The organism is Streptomyces sp. NPDC050418 (assembly GCF_044458745.1).
In the GTDB taxonomy this organism is placed as follows: Bacteria; Actinomycetota; Actinomycetes; order Streptomycetales; family Streptomycetaceae; genus Streptomyces.
This window is the reverse complement of the sequence record NZ_JBITIG010000009.1, coordinates 56834-69696: the sequence shown is the minus strand read 5'-3', so window position 1 is coordinate 69696 and position 12863 is coordinate 56834. Positions and strand designations below refer to the sequence as shown.

14 protein-coding genes are annotated in these 12863 nt (G+C 71.5%); all 14 read right to left on the bottom strand.

The window, feature by feature from the left end; translation table 11 throughout:
• Positions 1-28: 28 nt before the first annotated feature.
• The 14 genes from ACIBI4_RS22615 to ACIBI4_RS22550 all read right to left on the bottom strand — a co-directional run bounded on the left by ACIBI4_RS22615 (position 29) and on the right by ACIBI4_RS22550 (position 12784).
• Entirely contained in the window at positions 29-1534 is a 1506-nt protein-coding gene (locus ACIBI4_RS22615; RefSeq protein ID WP_399205788.1) for a peptide MFS transporter, read from the bottom strand.
• Positions 1535-1926: 392 nt separating this feature from the next.
• Positions 1927-4110 carry an MMPL family transporter gene (locus ACIBI4_RS22610; protein WP_399205787.1) on the bottom strand — a complete coding sequence of 728 codons (2184 nt, stop codon included), beginning with the start codon at positions 4108-4110 and terminating at the stop codon, positions 1927-1929.
• 34 nt (positions 4111-4144) lie between these two features.
• Entirely contained in the window at positions 4145-4498 is a 354-nt protein-coding gene (locus tag ACIBI4_RS22605) for an antibiotic biosynthesis monooxygenase family protein (RefSeq protein ID WP_399205786.1), read from the bottom strand.
• A complete protein-coding gene (locus tag ACIBI4_RS22600; protein ID WP_399205785.1) occupies positions 4495-6165 on the bottom strand; it encodes an FAD-dependent monooxygenase in 1671 nt (556 codons plus the stop codon). Before ACIBI4_RS22600 ends, ACIBI4_RS22605 begins: the two co-directional genes overlap by 4 nt.
• A 26-nt stretch (positions 6166-6191) precedes the next feature.
• A complete protein-coding gene (locus tag ACIBI4_RS22595; RefSeq protein ID WP_399205784.1) occupies positions 6192-7055 on the bottom strand; it encodes an NAD(P)-dependent oxidoreductase in 864 nt (287 codons plus the stop codon).
• A gap of 42 nt (positions 7056-7097) precedes the next feature.
• On the bottom strand, positions 7098-7424 hold the full coding sequence (locus tag ACIBI4_RS22590) for an antibiotic biosynthesis monooxygenase family protein (RefSeq protein WP_399205783.1): 327 nt from the start codon (positions 7422-7424) through the stop codon (positions 7098-7100).
• On the bottom strand, positions 7414-7728 hold the full coding sequence (locus ACIBI4_RS22585; protein ID WP_399205782.1) for an antibiotic biosynthesis monooxygenase family protein: 315 nt from the start codon (positions 7726-7728) through the stop codon (positions 7414-7416). Before ACIBI4_RS22585 ends, ACIBI4_RS22590 begins: the two co-directional genes overlap by 11 nt.
• Positions 7728-8483 carry an SDR family NAD(P)-dependent oxidoreductase gene (locus tag ACIBI4_RS22580; RefSeq protein ID WP_399205781.1) on the bottom strand — a complete coding sequence of 252 codons (756 nt, stop codon included), beginning with the start codon at positions 8481-8483 and terminating at the stop codon, positions 7728-7730. The genes ACIBI4_RS22585 and ACIBI4_RS22580 overlap by 1 nt, the downstream gene beginning before the upstream one ends.
• 64 nt (positions 8484-8547) lie before the next feature.
• Complete coding sequence (locus ACIBI4_RS22575; protein WP_399205780.1) at positions 8548-9003, bottom strand: anthrone oxygenase family protein; 456 nt, start codon at positions 9001-9003, stop codon at positions 8548-8550.
• A 9-nt stretch (positions 9004-9012) separates the two neighbouring features.
• A complete protein-coding gene (locus tag ACIBI4_RS22570) occupies positions 9013-9477 on the bottom strand; it encodes an SRPBCC family protein (protein ID WP_399205779.1) in 465 nt (154 codons plus the stop codon).
• Positions 9478-9514: 37 nt separating this feature from the next.
• A complete protein-coding gene (locus tag ACIBI4_RS22565) occupies positions 9515-10735 on the bottom strand; it encodes a ketosynthase chain-length factor (protein ID WP_399205778.1) in 1221 nt (406 codons plus the stop codon).
• Positions 10732-12021 carry a beta-ketoacyl-[acyl-carrier-protein] synthase family protein gene (locus ACIBI4_RS22560; RefSeq protein WP_399205777.1) on the bottom strand — a complete coding sequence of 430 codons (1290 nt, stop codon included), beginning with the start codon at positions 12019-12021 and terminating at the stop codon, positions 10732-10734. Before ACIBI4_RS22560 ends, ACIBI4_RS22565 begins: the two co-directional genes overlap by 4 nt.
• Entirely contained in the window at positions 12018-12452 is a 435-nt protein-coding gene (locus ACIBI4_RS22555; protein WP_399205776.1) for a cupin domain-containing protein, read from the bottom strand. The genes ACIBI4_RS22560 and ACIBI4_RS22555 overlap by 4 nt, the downstream gene beginning before the upstream one ends.
• Entirely contained in the window at positions 12449-12784 is a 336-nt protein-coding gene (locus ACIBI4_RS22550) for a TcmI family type II polyketide cyclase (protein WP_399205775.1), read from the bottom strand. The genes ACIBI4_RS22555 and ACIBI4_RS22550 overlap by 4 nt, the downstream gene beginning before the upstream one ends.
• Between the last annotated feature and the right edge of the window lie 79 nt (positions 12785-12863).

Genomic DNA, 12863 nt, shown 5'->3' with positions numbered 1-12863 from the left:
CCCCTGGTGGTCCGCTCGGCCGGCCCGCTCACACGCCAAGGCGGCGGGTGAGCGGGCCGCGGCACAGGAGCAGCACGATGCCGGTCACGAGGGCGGCCGCGCCCAGTGCGAGGAAGTAGCCGACGCCGGGTACGCGGTCGCCGGAGACCTTGAGCGCGTTGCCGCCGATACCGCCGCCCAGGGCGCCGGACAGCCAGAAGAGCGCGACCGTACGACTGACGAAGCCGGGCGGTGCGATGGCGGTGGCGGCGCTCATCCCCACGGGCCCGAAGGAGATCTCGCCGGCCGCGAGCAGCAGGAAGGCGAGGACGAGCCACAGCGGTGACACCAGGGTCCCCTCACCGGCCCTGGTCGCGGCCAGTGCCATGACGAGATACGCGGCGGCGACGGCGGCCATGCCCGAGGCGTACTTGACGGCGGTGGGCATCCGGTCGCCGGCCCGGGTCCACACCGCGGCGAGCAGCGGCGCGAGGAGCAGCACGAACAGGGGGATCGCCGCCTGGAACCAGCTGGCGGGGACGGTGTGCCCGAGGATCTCGCGGTCGGTGGCGTGCTTGGCGAAGAGCGCGAACGCGGAGCCGCCTTGCAGGAAGAGCGCCCAGAACACGGCGGAGGCGGCGAACAACGCGATGTAGGCGCGGATACGGACCCGGTCCGCGGCGGTGAGCAGCGGATTGCGCAGCATCCGCCAGAAGCAGACCAGCGGGGACACGACACACAACAGGCCGATCAGCGCCATGAGATGGGCGATACGGAAGGTGCCGGCCGCGGCGTCGGCGCCGTAGACCACCACGGCGACGGCGGTGGCGGCCAGCGCGAGACGGAACACACGGGTGCGCTCTGGACGCGGGGCGGGCTCCTTCGGGGGTCCGCCCGCGGTGCCGAAGTGGCGCTGCCCGCGCACGTATTGGAGCAGCCCGGCACCCATGCCGACCGCCGCGGCACCGAAGCCGAGGTGCCAGTTGACGCCCTCGCCGAGCACGCCCACGACGATGGGCGCGAGCAGGGCGCTGACCTGGACGCTCATATAGAAGACGGCGAAGCCCTCGTCGCGTCCCGCCCGGTCGTCGCGGTCGTAGAACTCGGCAAGGAGGCTTGCCATGTTGGGCTTGAGCAGGCCGGTGCCGGAGGCGATCAGGACGAGGCCGGGGTAGAGCGCTCCGGCGACGGGCACGGCCATCGTGGCGTGCCCGAGCGCGATCAGTACGCCTCCGTACAGGACGGCGCGGCGCGCGCCGAGCACCCGGTCGCCGAGCCAGCCGCCGGGCACGGAGGCGAGGAACACCGAGGCCATGTACAGGCCGTAGAGGAGGGCCGCGTCGCCGGATGACATGCCGAGGCCGCCGTCCGCGCGGTCCTCGGTCAGATAGAGGACGAGGATCGCGGTCATCCCGTAGAAGCTGAACCGCTCCCACATGTCGGTGCCGAAGAGCGCGGTGAACCAGCGGGGGCGACGCCAGCGGCTCGGCCGCGGCGCTCCGGCGCCGGCGGTGGGGCCGGATGCGGTGACGGGGTGCGTATGCGGGGCTGTCATGGCTCCTCCGTAGGGGCGTTCAGGACGTCGCGCGGCGCCCGGCCGGGGGAGGACCGGGCGCCGCGGGGAGAAGGGAGCGGCCGGACCGCAATGCCGCGCCGAGGTCTCGCGCGCGACGTCGGGGGGCGGCCTGGTGTCCGGACCCTCACACCCGGCGCCGTTCCCCTCACGTCCTCAGGGAACCCGGTGGCCCTCGAAGTCCGCTCGGGATGCGGTCGCCCCCCCCCGGACGCGGACTTGCCGGCGTCGTCCGCGCGGCGGGCAAGGGCGGAGCCCGGACGCTGTCAGGGGACGTCCGGGCTCCGGTCGGTCCGGCGGCCGGGGAGGTGGCCGCCGTGGCGCGGGCGGCCGGGGAGGGGGCCGCCGTGCAAGGGGAGTGCGCCAGGGGACGTTCAGTCGTGCTTCTCCAGCTCGACGTCGGGCAGGATCCGGTCGAGGCCGGCCGGGAGCCACCACGCCCTGGGGCCCATGAGCTGCAGCGCGGCCGGGACGATGAGGCAGCGGATCACCACGGCGTCGACGAGGACGGCGACGGACATGCCGAAGCCGAACTGCTGGAGCATCCGGTCGCCGCTGAGGATGAACGAACCGAAGACGGCGACCATGATGGCGCCGGCGGCCAGGACGACGGAGCCGGTGCCCGCGAGCCCTTCACGGATGGCGAGCGAGGCGTCGTGGCTACGGTTCCACTCCTCCCTGATACGGGAGACGAGGAAGATCTCGTAGTCCATGGAGAGGCCGAAGACGATCGCGAAGATCATGATCGGCAGGTAGGCCTCGATGGGGCCCGGCTCCACACCGAACAGGCCCTTCTGGAAGACCAGGGTCATGGCGCCGAGTGCGGCCCCGATGCTGAGCAGATTGAGCAGCGCGGCCTTCAGCGGCACGAGGACCGACCGGAAGACCAGCACGAGGAGCAGCAGCGAGACGCCGACCACGATCGCGATGAACACGGGCATACGGTCGGACACGGTGTCGGCGTAGTCGATGACGGCGGTCGTGGCGCCGCCCACGAGGTACTCGGCCCCGGTCTCCCGGCCGAGTGTCTCCAGGACGTCGTCGCGCAGGGTGTGGACGAGATCGGTGGTGCGCTCGTCCTGCGGGGAGGTCTCCGGGAAGGCGATGACCGTGAGCGCCTTGCCGTCCTCAGCGGGGATCGGCGGGGTCGCGGCGGCGATGCCCTCGGTACGCCCGAGCTGTTCGGTCAGCGCGGTGCCCACCTCTCCGCTGCCCTCGGCGACCACGATGAGCGGCCCGTTGAAGCCGGGTCCGAAGCCCTGGGCGAGCAGGTCGTAGGCCTCGCGGCTGGTGGTCTTCGCCGGGTCGTTGCCCGCGTCGCCGAAGCCGAGCCTGAGGTCGAGCGCGGGCGCGGCCAGTGCGCCGAGCGCGACGACGGCGACGAGGAGGGCGCCGAGCGGCCGGCCCTGCACGAGTCCGGCCCAGCGGCGCCAACGGGCCCCGCCCGCCGCCGGTTTGCCCTTCGCGGTGCGCCGGGCGGCCTTGGCCGTGAACTGCCGCGCGAAGCGCCTGCCGAACACGGCGAGCAGCGCGGGCAGCAGTGTGAGCGACGCGGCCATGGTCACGGCGACGGTGAGCGCCACGGCGACCGCGGTGCCCTGCAGGGAGCCGAGGCCGAGGGCGACCAGGCCGAGCAGGGCGACGATGACGGTGCAGCCGGCGAAGAACACGGTGCGTCCCGCGGTCTCGAGGGCACGCCGGCCGGCTTCCTCGGGGGGCGCGCCGCGGACGAGTTCGGCCCGGTAGCGGGCGAAGATCAGCAGCGCGTAGTCGATGCCGACGCCCAGACCGACCAGCATCATGATGTACGGCGTATAGCTGGCGATCTTGAAGACATGGGACAGCAGGATGATCGCACCCAGAGTGCTGCCGACCGCGAACAGGGCGGTGACGACGGGCAGTCCGGCCGCGATGACCGTGCCGAACATCAGGCCGAGGACCACGAGGGCGACCAGCATGCCGATGCCCTCGGCGCCACCGCCTTCCGCCTCGGCGAGCCGGCGCGCGGCCTCGCCGCCCAACTGCACGTCCAGGCCGTCGCCTTGAGCACTGCGTGCCGTGTCGTAGATCGTGCGGGTGTCCTGCGTGGACAGTTCCTCGGAGGTGCCGTCGAGGACGACGGTCGCGTAGCCCACGGTGCCGTCCTCGGAGACCGCCTGCCGGTCCTCGTACGGACTGCGCACCTGTGCCACGTGCGGCAGCCGGGCGACCTTGTCGAGCATCTCGGTCACGGCGCCGCGCGGACCGGCCCCGGCCAGGCCCTGCGCATCGTGCAGCACGATCTGCAGGGAATCGCCGGCCTGGGCGGAGCCGTGCCGTTCCATGGTCTGCAGCGCCTGCTGGGTCTCGGTGCCCGGCAGTGAGAAGTCGTCGCGGTAGGCGTCCCCTGCCGCTGTGGCGCCCGCCCACACACCGGCGAGCACGAGGACCCACAGGACCAGGGCGGTCCAGCGGTGCCGCTGGGCGAAATCCGCGGTACGCGTGAGGATCGGGCGCCGGCGCGGGGGCGGCGGCGACGAGGTGGGGGAATCACTCCGGACCGGGCTTGTGGTCACCATGCTCTCCTTGTCGAGACGATCGCCCCGTTGTCGGTCAGCCCGCTCGGGACTCGCTCGAAGCGGGATCGAGCCGGTGCACGATCCCGGTCACGGCCATATCGCCGCCGCGTCGGTACGGCTTGAGTTTCTGGCGGTGCAGAAGATGCCGGCTGCTGGTCTCGAAGGCGCGGAACGCGGGTTCGTCCGACCAGTCCGTCAGGACGTAGTAGAGCCCCTCCGCCTCCGTCGAACGCACCAGCGTCTGGCCGAGGTTGGCGGGTTCGCGGGCGATGGACTCCCCCACGGACAGCCATACCTTCTCGAAGTCGGCGGCCATGTCGGGATGCACCTCCATGCGCAGGATCACCCGCACGGCCCGGCTGCCTTCCATCCCGTCGGTACGCGTCATCGTGTCCTCCTCTGCGCGGGCCTGCGGTCGAGCCGGAGCACCCGCTTGCTGATACCGCGCAGGACGGTCCTGGCGAAGATGGGCGTCTCGGTGCAGCGCCAGGCCACCACTCCGTCCGGCCTGACGAGTACGGCACCCTGCGCGGTGACGCCGTACCGCTCGGGCCAGCGGTCGTCGAGATCCTCCAGGTCGGCGCCGATCCCGTAGACCTCGATCTCCGTGCCCAGTTCGGCGGAGAGCGAGCGGGCCGCGTCCTTCCAGGCCCGGTTGTCGGGCCCGGTGAGCAGCACCATCGAGCGGCCGAACAGGTCGTGCACGGATATCTCGGCCCCGCCGCGGCGCAGCCGCAGATGCGGGGCGCGGCTGCCGGGGCGTCCGTCGTTCTCCGCGGCCCACAGGCCGTAGCCCGGCAGTACGCCCTCGTCCCAGGGCATCACGGCCGTCGAGCGGTAGCGCGAGGACAGCCAGACCAGTGGGTCCTGCACGAGCTCGGGGTCCGGGGGCTCCGGCTGCGTGGACCGCAGCCTGGCCCGGTCGCCGGCCCGCAGCTCCGCCTGTTCGACGGTGGCCGCACACACCGGGCGCCGCTCCTCGTCGTAGCTGTCGAGCAGGTCGGGGTGGGCCCAGCCGTCCAGGACCGCGACCATCTTCCAGGCGAGGTTGTGCGCGTCGATGATGCCGGTGCCCGCGTCGAAGCCGCCGCTGGGCGGCATGACGTGCGCAGCGTCCCCCACCAGGTACGCCGGTCCTTCGGAGAAGCGCTCCGCGATGCCCGCCACGCTGTCCCAGGCGTGCACCGACTCGACCCGTACGGAGAGGTCCGCCACGCCGCTCGCGGCCCGTACGAGCTCGGTGCAGTGCTCCTCGGTGAAGGACTCGACAGGCTGGAGCCCGGGGTCATGCCGTACGTGCAGCAGCCAGTCCGACCCGTTGTCGAGCGGCATCAGGGAGCCGCTGACGCCGGGGTTCTCGACGTATCCCATGATGAAGCGGCGGCCGCGCAGCACTCCGGTCAGGTCGGCGTCGAAGCGGACCGTGATGAAGTGGCCGAGGGTGTGGCTGTCGAAGCCGATGTCGGCCGCCTCGCGGACGATGCCGCCGGTGCTGCCCGCGTCCACCAGGAAGCAGGTCCTGACCCGGTGTTCGTCGCCGGTGTCGCGGTCCCGGATGTGCGCGAGGACGCCCTCGTCGCCCCAGCCCTCGCGCTCGAAGGAGACCAGCTCGCCCTGGGCCCGCATCCGTACGCCGAGCCGCTCCGCCCGTGCGAGCAGGGCCTGCTCGAGCTCGCCTTCCTCGCACAGGCACCAGCTCGTGGGCGACAGATCACTCAGGTCCGCGCCGGTGTCGACGACGTACTTGGCGTCCAGGGCACCGAGTTCGAGTCCGGCCAGTGACTCCATCATGAGCACGCCCGAGTTGCGGGCGAGGGTCCGGGCCGACGGGCTGTCCCTGACGTCCTGCTCCACTCCCAGGGAGCGGAGCAGTTCCATCGCCCTGGGGTGGAGGCCGAGGATGCGCGGCGGCCGCGGCCGCTCGGGCCGCCCGCCGAGCAGATAGCAGTCCACTCCCTGCTCGGCGAGGAACAGGGCCGTCGCCAGCCCGGCCGGTCCCGAACCGGCCACCAGGACATCGGTTTTGCGGAGGGTGCTGCGCGCTGTACCGGACACTGCCCTCACATCCCTTCTGGGTCCTGCTACGACTGGTGCTCGACCAGCACGGACGCGTCCTTGTCGCCGTCGCCCGCGGCCACCACTGCCTCGAACTGCTCCCGTACGAGACCGAGGACCGGCATCTTCGTGCCGTGTCCCGCGGCGTCGTCGAGGGCGATGCGGATGTCCTTCTCCATCAGGGCCGAGCGGAAATAGGCGGGTTCATAGGAACCCTTGATCATCAGGTCCGCGCGGAAGCGCATCACGAGCGAGCTGAAGCCGCTGTTCGAGACCGCGCCGATCAGCTGGTCACGGTCGAGGCCCGCGGCCGTTCCGTACGCGACGGCCTCGGCCAGCGAGGCGACCTGGGCGCCGAGCAGCAGGTTGAGGATCAGCTTCATGGAGGCCGCGTTCCCGGGGCTGCCCAGATGGACGACCTCGGAGCCGATGGCGTCCAGGACCGGGCGTACCTCGTAGAGGTCGGCCGGGTCGCCGGCGACGAAGACGCGCAGCTCCCCCTTGCGGGCCTGCAGGGGGTTGCCGACCACGCACGCCTCCACGCGGCGCATGCCCTTCGCCTTCAGGCGCTCGGCTGCTTCCCGTGCGTACGACGGCGAGACGGTGGAGGTGTCGACGATGACGGAGCCGGTCTCGAGGACCGGCACCACACGGCCGAACAGCACCTCCTCGACGGCCTTCTCGTCGCTGAGGCTCAGCAGCACGACGCGGTGCCCCGCGGCCGCGCGCTCGGGGGCGTCGGCGAGGGTGGCCCCCGCGGCGACCAGCGGGGCGGCCTTGCTCGCGGTCCGGTTGTACACGCTGAGCCGGTGCCCGGTCTCCAGGAGACGGCGGGCCATCCCGCCGCCCATGTTGCCCAGGCCGATGAAGGCCAGCTGGGTGGTGGTCATCGTGGGGTTCTCCTCGTTCTCGGCGGGGCTGGGTGATCCGGATCAGTACGCGGCGTCGACCTCGTAGATCGCGAACGGAGCGGAGGTTCTCGTGTCGCGGTAGGGGCGCAGCGGGGCCGTGTCCGCGCGGTGTCCGGCGCCCGACTCCCACTTCTGGAAGGCCTCGAGGGACTCCCAGCGGCTCATCACCGCCAGCGCGCTCGGGTCCAGCGGGCTGCGCAGGAGCTCGTTGCCGAGCATCCCGGGCACGCCCGCGAGCCGCTCGCTGACCTCGTGGTACGCCGCCCGTACGGCTGCGAGCTGGGCCGCGTCGAGGGCCGCCTGGTAGACGACGACGCGCACCTCGCCCGCACCACGCTCACCGGGCACCGATCTCCGCCGATCCCCGTATGGAGTGCAGGACCTCCATCACATGGAAGGTGCCGCCCGTACGGAACGGATGCAGGGTCGCCCGGTGTTCGAGGTGCGCGGCGCTCTCCTCGAACTCGCGGAACCAGGGCTCGTCGACCCAGTCGCTCACGATCACGTAGGTGCCGTCGGCCTCCTTCGACAGCGACTGGCCGAGATTGGCGGGGTGGCCGGTCACGGCGTCCGTGCCGGACAGCCATGCCTTCTCGAACTCCTCCTCGCGCCCGGCCTCGATCTCGAGCCGGAGCATCACACGGAAGGTCATCAGGAGATCCCCCCGTCGACACCGATGGTGTTCCCGGTGACATAGCGCGACAGATCGCTGGCCAGCCACATGACGGCACCGGCCACCTCATCGGGCCTGCCGAGCCGGCCGAGCGCGGTCTTCGCCCCGTAGCGCTCGCTCATCATGCGCTTCTGGTCCTCGGGCAGCATGTGGAAGTTCTCGGTCTCGATGACGCCGAGTGCCACGATGTTGAAGCGGATGCCCTTGGCGCCGAACTCCTTGGCGAGGGACCGGTTGAGGCCGACGAGGGCGGCCTTCGTCGCGGTGTAGTGCGAGCGCAGCGGCACTCCCGCGTCGACGGCGCGCGAGCCGATCGAGACGACCGACGAGCCCTCGCCGAGCAGCGGCAGCGCGTGCTGGATGACGAGGTGCGCACCGGTCAGGTTGGTGGCCACGATGCGCTGCCACTCCTCGAGGCTCAGGTCGCCGTACGGAACGTGGCTGATCGCGCCCGCGTTGTTGACCACCAGGTCGAGACGGCCGCCGTGCAGCTCGCGGACCCGCTGCAGCAGTCCGGCGATCTCCTCGGGCTGTGACAGGTCGGCGCGCAGGACGTGGTGGTCGCCGCCGGTCTCCTGCAGCTCCTTCTCGAGGCTCGTGACGTAGTCGCCCGGGTGCACGTAGCAGGTGACGACGTCGACCCCGGCGCGTGCCAGGGCGAGCACGATGCCGCGGCCCACTCCTCGCGTGCCGCCGGTGACCAGGGCCTTCTTGCCCCGCAGTTCGAGATCCATTCTGTGTCCTTACGTGAAAGGTCCGGCAGATCAGGGCAGTTGCCGATGCACGGCTGTCGGTGGTTCAGAGCAGGAAGCCGAGCGCCGCGCAGTTGAGGACGAGCGCGGCGATGGTGAGCCAGCTGCGCACGCTGTTCCAGGCGCCCCACTGGCGCCTCGGGTCCTTGAAGTCGTCGGGCAGGTGGTCCGGGTCGAGCGTGCGCATCCAGCGGTTGACCGGCGCGTTCTTGGTGAGGGCGATCACCGGGGTGATGGCCGCGATCAGTCCGGCCGCGGCGAACAGCGCCCGGGCGCCGGCCTGTTGGGCCTCGAAGGCGAGGACGGCGTCGAGGACGATCGTGCCGAGCAGGCAGAGGGGCATGGCCGGGTCGTAGCGCTGACCCATGAACGCGTGGGCGTGCACATAGCGGTCGACGGGCAGCACCGCGAAGTACGGGAATCCGCCGAGCAGGGTGCCCAGCATCACTCCGGCGGCCAGGCCGTTGAGCAGCAGTACGAGAGGGGCGAGGACGGTCAGCACGTCGTCCCCTCAGCCGGTCAGGGCCCGGGCCGCGGCCTCGACCTTCTGCTTGATGAGGTCCATCTGCACCAAGGTGTTGCGGTTGAGGTGCTCGGTCATCTGCTCGTCGGTCACGGGCGCCTGCGGCTTCATGTGGAAGTCCTGCACCCAGCGCATCCGGATGCCGCCTGTGGGCTCCAGGGTGTACGCCCAGTTGATCTTCATGTACTCGAACGGTCCGGTCTCCACGCGCTCGGCGTGCACCGTGCGGGTCTCGGCGTAACTGGTGCGCCGTGAGACCCAGCTCCAGACCTGGCCGTCCTCGTCGGGGTGCATCGTGAGCCGGAAGAGGACCGTGTCGCCCTCACGCTCGATGACCTCGGCGGAGGCGTACTCGCTGAACAGTTCGGGCCAGTTGGGCACGTCGTTGGTCATGTCCCATACGACGTCCAGAGGTGCGTCGATGACTATGGCGTTGTCGGTGTGTCCGGCCATCGCCGGCTCCTTCCAGGGTTGTTGTGTGCCGCCGTGTTCAGCGGCCGAGCACCAGGGCCGAGGTGAACCCGCCGTGCCCGCGGGCCAGCACCAGCGCGTGGCGCAGGTCGCCCTCTCGCGGGTCGCCGGTCACCAGGTCGATGTCCAGGCCGGGCGCCGGTGTCCGGGTTCCGGTGGTCGCGGGGATCACGCCGTCGCGCAGGCCGAGCAGGGCGGTCGCCACGTCGAGCGGTGCGCCGCCTCCGTACAGCCGGCCGGTGAGGGTCTTGGGCGCGGTGACGGGTACGCCGCGCGGTCCGAAGAGCGCGGTGATCGCCTCCGCCTCGTCGCGGTCGTCGGCCGGGGTGCCGGCGGCGTCCGCGTACACCACGTCGATGTCGGCGGCGGTGAGCCGCGCGTCGCGCAGCGCCGCCTCGGCCGTGCGCCGCAGCGCGCGCGGCCTGCCGGTCTCCGGCGCGGGGTCGAACCCGGCCGCGTAGCCGAGGACCTTGCCGTACCCGCTGCCCGCGCCCCGCTCGGCCGCGGCCTCGGCGCTCTCCAGGACGAGGATCGCGCCGCCCTCGCCCGGCAGATACCCGGAGGCTTCCGCGTCGAAGGGCAGATAGGCGCGCTCGGGGTCCGCGACCGTGGACAGCCTGCCGTTGGTCAGCTGGGCGCTCAGTCCGTACGGGCACAGCGAGGCGTCCGTGCCGCCGGTGACCACGAGCCGCGCGCCCTTGCGGGTGAGACGGCGTGCCTGGCCGATGGCGTCGAGTCCGCCGGCCTGCTCGCAGGCGAGCACACCGCACGGGCCGCGCATCTTGTGCTTGATGGACAACTGGCCCGTGGTGGCCGCGTAGAACCAGGCGATCGACTGGTAGGCGCCCACCCAGCTCGGGTCGTTCTGGTAAAGCGCGGTCATCTCCTTCTGGCCGAACTCGGTGCCGCCCGATGAGGCGGCGGTGACCACGGCGCTCTCGTACTCGGGGATGGCGGAGATGTCGGCCCCGCTGTCCTGGATCGCCGCGTCGGCGGCCGAGAACGCCAGGTGGGTCCAGTGGTCCGTCTGCGAGATCAGCCGGCTGGGCACATCGCTGTGCGCGTCGAACCCCGGGACCTGACCCGCGTGCCGCACCGGGTAGCCCTCCGGGTCGAAGCGGGTGATCCGCGTGATGCCGGTCTTCCCCGCGAGCACCGAGGCCCAGTGGTCGCTCACGCCGATCCCGGTCGGCGCGACGACGCCGAGTCCCGTGACAACAGGGGCAGTTGACGAGGTCACCGCTCGCTCCTTCCGGCCGCCGCGGCCGCCGTCCCGGGCCGGGTGAGCAGCATCGCGGTCTGGAAGCCGCCGAATCCGCTGCCGACGCTCAGGACGGCGTCCATACGGTGCTCCCGCGCGGTGACCGGGACGTAGTCCAGGTCGCACAGCGGGTCCTTGGTGCGCAGGTTGGCGGTGGGCGGCACCACCTGGTGCTTCAGGGCGAGCGCGCAGGCTGCCACCTCGATGGAGCCGATGGCGCCGAGCGAGTGCCCGACCATGGACTTGATCGAGCTGACCGGGATGTCGTACGCGTGCGCACCGAGACTGCGCTTGAACGCGGCGGTCTCGTGCCGGTCGTTCTGCTTGGTGCCCGAGCCGTGCGCGTTGACGTAACCGATCGCGGTCGCGTCCAGCTTGGCCTGGTCGAGCGCGACGGTGATCGCCTCGGCCATCTCGCGGCCGTCCGGCTTGAGTCCGGTCATGTGGTACGCGTTGCTGCGTCCCGCGAAACCGGAGACCTCGGCGTAGATGTGCGCGCCGCGGGCGAGGGCGGCCTCGCGTTCCTCGATGACCATCACCGCGCTGCCCTCGGCCAGGACGAACCCGTCGCGCTCACCGTCGAAGGGACGGGAGGCGTGCTCCGGGTCGTCGTTGTTCGGCGTCGTCGCCTTGATCGCGTCGAAGCAGGCGGAGGTGATCGGGGAGATGGGCGCGTCGGTGGCGCCGGCCACGGCGACGTCGACGGAACCCTCCTCGACCAGCTGCACCGCGTGGCCTATGGAGTCGAGGCCGGAGGTGCAGCCGGTGGAGACCAGCGCGACCGGGCCCTCGGCGCCCACCTCCCAGCCGACCTCGGCGGCCAGCGTCGAGGGCACCATGTACCCGTACAGGTGCGGCACTCCGTACTCGTGGTCGACCAGCCACTTGCGGCCGCTGTCGGAGAGGGTGACGTACTCCTCCTCCAGGCCCATCGTGCAGCCGACCGCGCTGCCGATGGCGACACCGACCCGCTCGGGCGCGAGGGCCGCGAGGTCGAGACCGCTGTCGGCCACGGCCTCGCGGGCGCTGACGACGGCGAACTGCGCGGCGCGGTCCATGCGCCGGATCTGGCGCGGGGTCAGGCCCGCGGCCGCCGGGTCGAAGTCGACCTCGGCGGCGACCTGGGAGCGGAACGCCCCGGGGTCGAACAGGCTGATCCGCCGGGTGGCGGTGCGGCCCTCGGACAAGGTCCGCCAGAAGGCCTCCCGGCCGACCCCGCCCGGCACGACCGCACCGACGCCGGTGATGACGGCCCGTCGGGTCACGGCGCGCCACCCACGTCCGGGTTGGCCTGGTCGGGGCGCTGCGCCTGCTCGGTGTCCACGTGGCCGAGCTCGGGCCTGGGCGCGAGCGGGGACAGATGGAACGCACCGCGCGCGGTGACGTCGCCCGTGTTGACCAGGCGGTGGCGGACTCCGATCGGGACGAGCAGTGAGTCGCCGGCGGCGAGCGTCATCGTCTGGCCGTCGAGGCTCATCTCCAGGGTGCCCTCGATGATGTGCAGGAACTCCTCGGAGTACGGGTGGTAGTGCTCGGTGATCCAGTCCCCGGGCTCCAGGGTCAGCACGCCGCCGAACCCGGAGGTGCAGCCGACGGTCTTGGGGCTGAGCGTGACCCGCAGGTCACCTCCGCGCTTGGTGTTGGCCTCGACTTCCTGGGCCGCGACCTTCACGGTGCGGCTGATGGCGGTGGTCACTTGATCCGCCCTCCGTCCTTCGTCCAGATGTAGAAGGGCTCGGCCATCGCGTCCTTGGGCTCTTTCCAGTCCGGGTCGTAGGGCTCGACGCACTGGGCGAGCTTGGTGTTGATGTCGTCGTAGAGCGGGTGGCTGCGGGCCTGGTAGAGGGAGGTGTTGATGTCGTCGTCGGCCTCGACCAGGTGGAAGTAGAGGCCGTGGAACTTGAACAGGGTGCGGCGGCTGACACCGATCATGTGCGGCAGGTCGGTCGCGTCCGACTCGCCGAAGATCTTCGCGATGTCCTCGGTCTTGTCCGGCCGCAACTTGGCGACGATCAGGGTGCGATGCACGGAAACCTCCTGGTCTCGGTCGACGGCGAAAGTCCCACCGGGGACTACAGATCCGCTCGAATCGGCCTTCAGGCGGCAC